Genomic DNA, 8,848 nt, shown 5'->3' with positions numbered 1-8,848 from the left:
GGGGGGGCGTGGGGGTCAGGGCCGTTGCCCCCCACAATCACACCTGGTGCGTCTAATGGGGTGGGTGCGATGGTGGGGTACCAGGAGGGGGGCGGGAGGAAACGTGACCGTGTCATCCCCAGCGGAGAGAGGACGTTGGTGTGCTCATACTGGGCGAGATTCTGATGCGACAGGTGCTCGACCAGCAGCCCCAGCGTGATGAAATTGATGTCGCTGTAGACGAAGCGCTCGCCGGCCGGGTGGTCGGGGCGGGTGTCCATGACGCGGCGCACCGCTTCCGCCTTGCCCTGCCAGGGCGTGGACAGGTCGAGGTCGGGCGGCAGGCCCGAATAATGGGTCAGCAGGTGGCGGATGGTGATGGACGTTTTGCCGTTGCGGGCGAAGTCCGGAAGGTAGCGGCAGACGGGATCGTCCAGCCGGAAGGCACCGGCTTCGAAGAACTGCATGACGGCCACGCTGGTCATGACCGGCTTGGTCAGCGACGCCATGTCGAAGACCGTCGCCTCGTTCATCGGTTCGGCGTGCGGTTGCAGCGCGCGGTGCCCATAGGCCCGGTGATGCACGACCATACCGCCATGGGCGACCACCACCACGGCGCCGGGGGTTTGGCCCGCCGCGATCGCGCGGTCCACCAGCCGGTCGACCGCGGCGAACCGCCGGGGGGGCGGGGTGGCGCATGCGGCGGTCAGCCCTGCCCCGCCAGCCGCCAGCATCGTTCGCAGGATCGTCCGTCGTCCGGAATGTCTCATCGTTTCGGCATGCTCCCATCCGCCAACAGGGTAACAGGCCGAGAGCCGTTGGGAACTCTGGACCGTGATTGGAGTTTCTCGTGTGATATCAATCCTTGAAAGAGGCTTCCATGGACCATTCACATTTCCCTGCATCCGGCATTGCCCGCACGGCCCTGCTGGTTGTCGCGATGCTGGGGCTGTCGGCCGGACTGTCGGCCTGCAATACGGTACGCGGCGCCGGCCAGGATGTCAGCTCGGTCGGGCATAACGTGTCGCGCGGCGCCACGGCCTCGCAGAATGCGATCACCCGCTCGACCGGGGCGTCGGAACGATAATCCTCGATTGGGCGACGGTCCGCAGGTGCCTCTTGCATTCCTGCGGGCCCTTGCCCAATAGTATTGGCGTGCCGGCTCCCGTAGCCGGATAAATTGACGTTCTCGGGGCGGGGTGAAAATCCCCACCGGCGGTAAGTGCGCCCGGTCCTGCCGGCCGCGCATAAGCCCGCGAGCGCCCATCTGGCCTTTTGGCCGGGTGGGGACAGCAGATCCGGTGTGATTCCGGAGCCGACGGTCATAGTCCGGATGAGAGAGAACGACACTCGCAAGGCGCGCCATTCGTGGCGCGTCGTCGGGTTGATGCGCCCCGGGTCCGTCCGCTGGATGGGACCATTGGTTTTGGCTATGTCTGCGGTCGATGCGCAATCCGAGCAAACGGGGCATGCCCCGATCGGTCGATCTGCGTCCGTGGCCATCCCTCCCCCCATCGCACGGGCCTTTCGGGCCGCGATCGACGAGGCCGCTCGCTTCGTCGGCGCGACCGCCCCCAATCCCCCCGTTGGCTGCGCCATTTTGGACCGCCATGGCGACATCCTGACCGTCGCCGCCCATCACCGCGCGGGCATGCCGCATGCCGAGGCGCTGGCGCTGCGGCAATGCGCCGAACAGGGGCTGATGGCGCGCGCCGCCATCGCGGTCGTGACGCTGGAACCCTGCAACCATACCGGCCGCACCGGCCCGTGCTCGGAAGCCATCCTGGCCTCGCCGATCCGCACCGTCTGGGTGGGCGTGGCCGACCCCAATCCGCGCGTTGCCGGCGGCGGGATCGACCGGCTGCGCGCCGGCGGCTGTGCCGTGCAGGTGCTGGACCAGAGCGTGGACCTGGCTGCCGCGTGCCGGGCGCTGATCGTGCCGTTCGCCCACTGGTCGCGGACCGGGCGGGCGTGGCTGACCGTGAAGCAGGCGGTGGATGCCGCCGGCTCCATGATCCCGCCCGCCGGGCGGACGACCTTTACCTCCGATTCAGCCCTGACGCTGGCGCACCTTCTGCGCCGGGCGACCGATGCGATCGTGACCGGCATCGGCACGGTACTGGCCGACCGTCCGGGGCTGGATGTGCGCCGGGTGGCCGACCATACGGACCGCGCGCCCCGGCTGCTGGTCGTGTGCGACCGCACTGGCCGGGTGCCGGCGGACTGGCGCGCGAACGCGGTCGCGCGCGGGTTCGACGTGCGGACCTGCGACGACATCGCCCGCCTGCCCGAGATGCTGGGCGCGGCCGGCGTGCTGTGGGCCATGGTCGAGGCCGGGCCGGGCCTGCTGGCGGCGCTGCGCGCGGCGGGGCTGTGGGATGACTGGCTGACCATCGGGGTCGGCCCGGATGGAACCGAACGGCTGGATGTGGCCGTTCGCACGGGGACGGACACGCCGCTGCGCCTGTTCCCGGAACTGGCGGCCGTGCTGACGGCGCCTGAAGGGGAAGCATGTTTTCCGGCATCATAGAGCATCTGGGCACCGTCACGCAGGCCCGGCGCGGCGACCGCGCGCTGCATGTCGCGATCGCCACCGGCATCGGCGACCTGTCGATGGGCGAGAGCATTGCGGTGAACGGCGTGTGTCTGACCGTCACCGCATTCGACGCCGCGGGCAATGCGTCCTTCTTCATCAGCATCGAGACGCTGGACCGGACCAGCCTGGGCCGTCTGGCCGAGGGCGGGCGGGTGAACCTGGAGCGGGCCGTCACCCCGGCCACCCGGCTGTCGGGCCATATCGTGCAGGGCCATGTGGACGGCACCGGACGCCTGCTGGCGGTGGAGCCGGCCGGCGAGGCGCGGCGGGTGGTCTTTGCCATTCCCACCGCGCTGCGCCGCTATCTGGTCGAAAAGGGGTCGATCACCCTGGACGGCATCAGCCTGACGCTGAACGAGATCGGCGAGACCGGAACGGCGGGTGCCGGGCCGGACGAATTTCCTGTGGCCCTGATGATCATCCCACACACCTGGACCCATACCAGCCTGGGCACGCTGGCCCCCGGCGACGCGGTGAATGTCGAGGTGGATGTGATTGCCAAATATGTGGAGACACTATGTCAGTACCGGTAATGGGCCAGCGCCTGCGGACCGCGATCGACGCGATCCGCGCGGGCGGCATGGTGATCCTGGTCGATGACGAGGATCGGGAAAACGAAGGCGATCTGGTGATGGCCGCCGATCTGGTCACGCCCGCCGCGATCAATTTCATGGTCACGCATGCGCGCGGCCTGGTGTGTCTGCCGCTGGAGGCCGGGCTGGTCGAGCAGCTCGGCCTGCCGATGATGACGCGGGTGAATACCTGCCCGCGCGAGACCGCCTTTACGGTTTCGATCGAGGCGCGGGAGGGCGTGGATACCGGCATTTCCGCCGCCGACCGCGCCCGGACCATCCAGGTGGCGGTGGCGCCGGGTGCCGGCCCGGCCGACCTGGTTTCGCCCGGCCATATCTTTCCGCTGCGCGCGGTGCCGGGCGGCGTGCTGGCGCGCAACGGCCACACCGAAGCCTCGATCGAACTGGCGCGACTGGCGGGCCGGGCGCCCGCCGCCGTGATCTGCGAGATCATGAACGAGGACGGGTCGATGGCGCGGATGGACGACCTGCGCCCCTATGCCGAGCGCCACAAGCTGCCGATCCTGTCGATCGCGGAACTGGTGGAGTGGCTGCGCGCCCGCGAGGCCGCCGCCGCCGCCGCCGCCGTGTCCGAACCAAGGATCGAGAAGGTCGCCCAGGCCGCGCTGCCCAGCATTTATGGCGGCGAGGAGTTGGTGATCCATGCCTTTCGCGCCGCCGACGGGACGGAGCATGTCGCCCTGGTGAAGGGCGACCCCGCGAAGCACGGCGCGGTGCCACTGGTGCGGCTGCATTCGGAATGCGTGACCGGCGATGCGCTGGGGTCGCTGCGCTGCGATTGCGGCGCCCAGCTTCAGGCCGCGCTGGCGCGCATCGGCGCGGCGGAAAGCGGCGTGCTGCTGTATCTGCGCGGGCATGAAGGGCGGGGCATCGGCCTGGCCAACAAGATCCGCGCCTATGCCTTGCAGGACCGTGGGCTGGACACGGTGGACGCCAACCACCGGCTGGGCTTCGAGACCGACGCCCGCGACTGGACGGCGGCCGGGGCGATCCTGCGCGCGCTGGGCGTGCGGACGCTGGACCTGATGACCAACAACCCGGCCAAGGTCACGGCGATGGCGCAGCATGGCTTTGCCGTGCGCGAGCGCGTGCCGCTGGACATCGCGCCCAACCCCTTCAACCGCGCCTATCTGGATGCCAAGCGCACCCGCATGGGGCACCAGCTTTTTGCCGCGATCGACGCCGCGGCCGAGTGAAAGACCGACCATGAGCACCAACAAGCCCGCGACCTCGCCCGACCTCACCTTCGCCAGGCCGCCGCGCCTGGCGCTGGTGGTGAGCCGCTTCAATGAAACCGTGACCCACGGCCTGCGCGACGGCGCCCTGGAATGGCTGGGCGAGCATGGCATCACCGTCGCCGACGAGGATCTGCTGTATGCCCCCGGCGCCTATGAACTGCCGTTGCTGGCCCAGACCCTGGCCCGCACCGGGCGGTACGAGGGGGTGATCTGCCTGGGTTGCGTGATCAAGGGCGATACCGCGCATTTCGAATTCATCAGCCTCGGTGCCGCGATCGGGCTGATGCAGGCGTCGCTGGCGACCGAGGTGCCGGTGGCCTTCGGCGTGCTGACCACCTACACCGACGAGCAGGCCGTTCTGCGCTCGCGCCATGACGAACATAACAAGGGGCGCGAGGCCGCGGCCGCCTGTGTGGAAAGTCTGGCCTTGATACGCAAAATCAAGGACTGATACGCTACTTCTGCACGCTGGCTGAGGCCGGCGCTGGGTCTGGCGGGGCCGGAACGCGGGAGCACGGAATGAAGCTGGTGACTTTGGCCGCCGGATTGTTCGGCATGGCGCTCACGCTCTGGCTGCTGTCCCGCTTCGGCGTACAGGCCATCCTGCATCTGGTCATGGTCGGCGGCTGGGGCATCCTGGCCGCGATCGTGTTTCATGCCATTCAGGTCCTGCTCTCCGCCCGGTCCTGGCAGGTCATTGCCGGGCAGAATGAACCCGAACTGAAGCTGCGGGATTATGTGGCGCTGCGCTGCGTGCGCGAGGGCGTGAACAATCTGCTGCCGGTTGCCCAGGTTGGGGGGGAAGTGATCTCGGCCCGGCTGTTGGCGCGGCGCGGGCCTGGCCTGCGCCGGGCGGCGGCGGCGACGATCTGCGACCTGACGATCGAGCTGCTGAGCCAGGTGGTCTTTACCCTGATGGGGCTGGCGCTGCTGCTGTGCCTGGTCAAGCGGTCATCCGTAACGGATGAGCTGGTGGAAAGCGCGGGTGTGGCGCTGGTGCTGGGAGCGGTGTGCCTCGGCAGCCAGTGCCTGGGCGCGGTTTCGGTCGTCGAGCGGCTGCTGGTGCGCATCGCGGCCCATCTGGGCTGGACGGGGGTGGAGAGCATCCGGGGCCTGCATAGCGAGATCATGGGGCTGTACACGGCGCCCGGCCATGCGATCCGGGCCGGTTTCTGCCAGCTTGTCGCATGGTCCCTCGGTGCGGTCGAAGTTTGTCTGATCCTGCATTTCATGGGCCATGACCGGTCGCTCGCCCACGGTTTCGTGATCGAAAGCGTGGGACAGGCGGCCAAATCGGTCGGGTTCGCCGTGCCGGGCGCCCTGGGCGTGTCGGAAGGCGGGTTCATCCTGGTCGGCAGCCTGTGCGGTCTGCCGCCGGCGGTCTCCATCGGGTTGTCGCTGATCAAGCGGCTGCGGGAGATCGCCTGGGGGCTGCCCGCACTCGCCGGCTGGCAGTGGATGGAAACGCACTGGCAAGGGCCGAGCCGCAAGCTGGACCATGGTGTCGGCCTGCCCGGCCACTGATGAGGCCCCTGGGATGTGCGCCTGACGCGGCAGGCAGGTCACAGTCTGTCTTAAAACACTGTTTTTTCTTCCCTTCGGCGGCCGTGCTACACACCGAAACGACGTCCTCCGCGTTGACAGGCAAGGCGGCATGCCGAACATGCGCCTTGCATCCGGTTATCATCATGGGCCAAACGATCCCCCATCGCGTGGCGTCGCCTTCGTTGCAGCCGCGCCTTTCGTACCTCAAGGGCTGAATTACGAATCATGCCGTCCATTCCGATCGGTCGCCTTGTGGCGTTCTGTTCCCGCCATGCCGTGCTCACACTGGTGCTGTTCGCGCTGCTCGTCGGGGGGGCGGTCGTGTGCAGCATGAAGCGGCTGGATGTCACGACCGACACCGGGACGATGTTTTCCTCCACCCTGCCGTGGAAGCAGCGGTCGGACCAACTGGCGCGCCTGTTTCCGCAGAACCAGGACCAAATGGTGGCGGTCATCGACGCCGACCTGCCGGAAGAGGCCATGGCCACGGCACGCGAACTGGCCGCGCGGCTACAGCATGACAAGAATTTCCTGTCGGTGACCATTCCGCAGGACAATCCTTATTTCGTGCGCAACGGGCTGCTGTTTCTGGACCAGAAGAACCTGTCTTCGGTGCTCGATACGACCGTGACGGCGCAACCCTTCCTGGGCGGCCTGGCGGCCGACCCGTCGGGGCGCGGGCTGTTCGACGCGCTGTCGCTGATCGCCCTGGGGGTGTCGCAGGGCCAGGCGGACCTGAAGTCTTTCCAGCCGGCGCTGACCGGCTTTGCCGACACGCTGGAACAGGCCGCCGACGGCACGCCTCAGCCCCTGTCGTGGGAGCGGCTGCTGGCCGGCAGCCTGGCCGACCTGGCGGGCAAATATGTCTTCGTCGTGACCCGGCCGCATCTGGATTATGGATCGTTCCAGCCGGGAGGCGAGGCCAGCGACGCGATGCACAAGGCGATCGCCGGGCTGGAATTCGTGCGTTCGGGCCACGCGCGGGTGCATCTGACCGGCGATGTGCAGATCAGTGACGAGGAGTTCGCCACCGTTGCCGAAGGCATGGTGGCGGGGCTTGTGGGGTCGCTGGTGCTGGTGACGCTGTGGCTGTTCCTGGCGGTGCGGAGCTGGCGGATCATCGTGCCGATCGTGGTGACGCTGGTCGCGGGGCTGGTGCTGACCACCGGGTTCGCGGCCCTGGCGGTCGGGACGCTGAACCTGATCTCGGTGGCGTTCGCCGTGCTGTTCGTGGGCATCGCGGTCGATTTCGCGATCCAGTTCTCCGTTCGCTTCCGCGCCCAGCGCCTGCCCTCGGGCCAGATTCCGCCGATCCGGACGGCGCTGGAACATACGGGTGAGGAAACGGGCCACCAGATCCTGGTGGCGGCCATGGCGACGATGGCCGGCTTCCTGGCCTTTACGCCCACCGCCTTTGTCGGTGTTGCGCAGTTGGGGCTGATCGCCGGCTTTGGCATGCTGATCGCCTTTATCTGCACCGTGACCCTGCTGCCGGCGCTGCTGCTTCTGTTCAATCCGCCGCTGGACCAGCAGGTGGCGGGCTTTGCCTTCGCCAGGCCGGCGGACCGCGCGGTGCGCCTCTATCGTACGCAGATTCTCAGCGTCTTTACCTTTCTGGCGGTGCTGGGGGCGGCGCTGATCCCGGTGCTGACCTTCGATGCCGACCCGCTGCATACCAAGGACCCGAAGTCGGAAGGGATGCGCACGCTGAAGCTGCTGATGAAGGACCCGCAATCCTCGCCCTATGGCGCGGAGGTGCTGGTGCCCGACCTGAAGCAGGCCCAGGTGCTGGCCGACCGGCTGGCCAGCCTGCCGCTGGTGGACGATGCGATGTGGCTGGGCTCGCTGGTGCCCGCCGACCAGACGCCCAAGCTGGCGATGATCCAGGATGCGGCTTCGATCCTGCTGCCGACGCTGGTGGTGCCCAATCCGCGCCCGGCGCCGGATGCCGCCGCCCTGCGGGCCTCGGCCGCCAAATCGGCGCATGATCTGGGTGCCGTGCTGGACCGGCTGGGCCCGCACGACCCGCTGCGCCGCATCCAGGCGGCGCTGGACCGGCTGTCGCACGCGCCCGACGAGCGGCTGATGGCGGCGAATACCGCGCTGGTCCGCTTTCTGCCCGGACAGTTGGACCAGTTGCGCCAGATGCTGACCGCCCACGCCGTGACCCAGGACGATGTGCCGCCGTCGATCCGGCGTGATTATCTGCTGCCCGACGGCCGGGCCATCGTTTCGATCCATCCCAAGGCGGGCATGGACAGCAACGCCGAGTTGCGCCGCTATGTGAACGAAATCACCCGCGTGGCGCCCGATGCCGGCGGGCCGGCGGTGGAAGTGGTGGAAAGCGCCGCCACCATGGTCCACGCCTTCGTCTTCGCGGCGCTGTCGGCCATCGGCATGATCGCGGTGATCCTGCTGGTGGCGCTGCGCCGGGTGCTGGACGTGGCGCTGGTGCTGGCGCCGCTGCTGCTTTCGGCCCTGATGACGGTGATCCTGATCGTCCTGGTGCCGGAGCAGCTCAATTTCGCGAACATCATCGCCCTGCCCCTGCTGCTGGGCGTGGGGGTGTCGTTCAACATCTATTTCGTCATGAACTGGCGGGCGGGGGTGCGCGCGCCGCTTTCCAGCCCGACGGCGCGGGCCGTGCTGTTCTCGGCCCTGACGACCAGCACCGCCTTCGGCTCGCTGGCCGCGTCGCACCATCCGGGCACCGCCAGCATGGGCCGGCTGCTGCTGCTGTCGCTGGCCTGCACCCTGCTGGCTACGCTGATCTTCGTGCCGGCGCTGCTGCCCAAGCGGGCGATCGACGAGCGGTAAGGCCGACTGCGCCTCTATTCCCGCAAGGGCTTGTCTTATGATTTTTTTGTCGCGTTGAGCGATAAAGGACCGTTCAGCCG

General features: G+C 68.2%; 8 protein-coding genes and 1 riboswitch. Of the genes, 7 read left to right on the top strand and 1 reads right to left on the bottom strand.

Annotation, left to right across the window (positions count from 1 at the left end):
* A partial coding sequence (locus ABF821_RS18215; RefSeq protein WP_415531096.1) for a serine hydrolase domain-containing protein occupies nucleotides 1-749 on the bottom strand: 749 nt, incomplete at its 3' end.
* 110 nt (nucleotides 750-859) lie between these two features.
* Between ABF821_RS18215 and ABF821_RS18210 the strand changes: the two genes are divergently transcribed.
* The 7 genes from ABF821_RS18210 (at nucleotide 860) to ABF821_RS18180 (ending at nucleotide 8,768) form a co-directional block, all read left to right on the top strand.
* Complete coding sequence (locus ABF821_RS18210; RefSeq protein WP_182974391.1) at nucleotides 860-1,066, top strand: entericidin A/B family lipoprotein; 207 nt, start codon at nucleotides 860-862, stop codon at nucleotides 1,064-1,066.
* A 94-nt stretch (nucleotides 1,067-1,160) separates the two neighbouring features.
* Nucleotides 1,161-1,328: riboswitch (FMN riboswitch) on the top strand.
* Between the two features lie 152 nt (nucleotides 1,329-1,480).
* Complete coding sequence (ribD, locus tag ABF821_RS18205; RefSeq protein WP_415531097.1) at nucleotides 1,481-2,509, top strand: bifunctional diaminohydroxyphosphoribosylaminopyrimidine deaminase/5-amino-6-(5-phosphoribosylamino)uracil reductase RibD; 1,029 nt, start codon at nucleotides 1,481-1,483, stop codon at nucleotides 2,507-2,509.
* The gene (locus tag ABF821_RS18200) at nucleotides 2,491-3,108 is read left to right on the top strand and encodes a riboflavin synthase (RefSeq protein ID WP_183010549.1); all 618 of its coding nucleotides are present in this window, start codon (nucleotides 2,491-2,493) and stop codon (nucleotides 3,106-3,108) included. Before ribD ends, ABF821_RS18200 begins: the two co-directional genes overlap by 19 nt.
* Nucleotides 3,093-4,364: a 3,4-dihydroxy-2-butanone-4-phosphate synthase gene (gene ribB, locus ABF821_RS18195; protein ID WP_415531094.1), complete on the top strand. Its 1,272-nt coding sequence runs from the start codon at nucleotides 3,093-3,095 to the stop codon at nucleotides 4,362-4,364. The genes ABF821_RS18200 and ribB overlap by 16 nt, the downstream gene beginning before the upstream one ends.
* A 10-nt stretch (nucleotides 4,365-4,374) precedes the next feature.
* On the top strand, nucleotides 4,375-4,857 hold the full coding sequence (gene ribH / locus ABF821_RS18190) for a 6,7-dimethyl-8-ribityllumazine synthase (protein ID WP_415531093.1): 483 nt from the start codon (nucleotides 4,375-4,377) through the stop codon (nucleotides 4,855-4,857).
* A gap of 68 nt (nucleotides 4,858-4,925) precedes the next feature.
* On the top strand, nucleotides 4,926-5,930 hold the full coding sequence (locus ABF821_RS18185) for a lysylphosphatidylglycerol synthase domain-containing protein (protein ID WP_415531091.1): 1,005 nt from the start codon (nucleotides 4,926-4,928) through the stop codon (nucleotides 5,928-5,930).
* Nucleotides 5,931-6,176: 246 nt separating this feature from the next.
* Nucleotides 6,177-8,768, top strand: coding sequence for an MMPL family transporter (locus ABF821_RS18180; protein WP_415531090.1), 2,592 nt, complete (start codon nucleotides 6,177-6,179; stop codon nucleotides 8,766-8,768).
* The last annotated feature ends 80 nt before the right edge of the window (nucleotides 8,769-8,848 follow it).

The sequence above is a fragment of the Gluconacetobacter sp. genome, assembly GCF_047721585.1.
GTDB classification, from domain to species: domain Bacteria; phylum Pseudomonadota; class Alphaproteobacteria; order Acetobacterales; family Acetobacteraceae; genus Gluconacetobacter; species Gluconacetobacter dulcium.
The sequence above is the reverse complement of the archived record's forward strand: the minus strand, read 5'-3'. Positions and strand labels throughout refer to the sequence as shown.